We start from the raw sequence: 524 nt of genomic DNA, 5'->3' as shown, positions 1-524 counted from the left end.
TCGGGTCATTGGACCTGCCGGGGCTGAGTGTGGAAGCTGCCGGGGAGGGGTATGATCAGGTCAAGTTCGATCTGGAGCTGAGCCTTTGCGAGCGTGGCGAGGAGATCGCCGGAACGTTTGGTTATGCCACGGCGCTGTTCGATCAGGCGACGATCGAGCGGCAGCGTGGTTATCTGCTGGCGCTGCTGCGGGCGATGGCTGCCGATGCAGGCCAGCCGGTCGGCCGCATTGACATCCTGCCGGCCGCCGAGCGCACCTATCTGCTGGAGGCGTTGAACCGGACGGCGGCGGCCTATCCGTCGCAGCGGTGCATCCACGAGCTGTTCGAGGCGCAGGTGCGAAATGCGCCGGAGGCGGTGGCGGTGGTCCATGAGGACGAGCGCCTGAGCTATGGCGAGCTCAACGCGCGGGCCAACCGGCTGGCGCATCATCTGATCGGGCTCGGGGTCAAGCCGGACCAGCCGGTGGCGATCTGCCTGGAGCGCAGCCTGGCGATGGTGGTGGGTGTCTTGGCGATCCTGAAG

1 protein-coding gene is annotated in these 524 nt (G+C 66.8%); it reads left to right on the top strand.

What is annotated here, in order from left to right; all coding sequences use genetic code 11:
- Positions 1 to 8: 8 nt before the first annotated feature.
- On the top strand, positions 9 to 524 hold a 516-nt coding region (locus NKJ12_RS32240), incomplete at its 3' end, for an AMP-binding protein (protein ID WP_352707765.1).

The sequence above is a fragment of the Mesorhizobium sp. M0195 genome (assembly GCF_040322115.1).
GTDB lineage: Bacteria > Pseudomonadota > Alphaproteobacteria > Rhizobiales > Rhizobiaceae > Mesorhizobium.
This window is presented reverse-complemented; position numbering and strand designations above follow the sequence as displayed.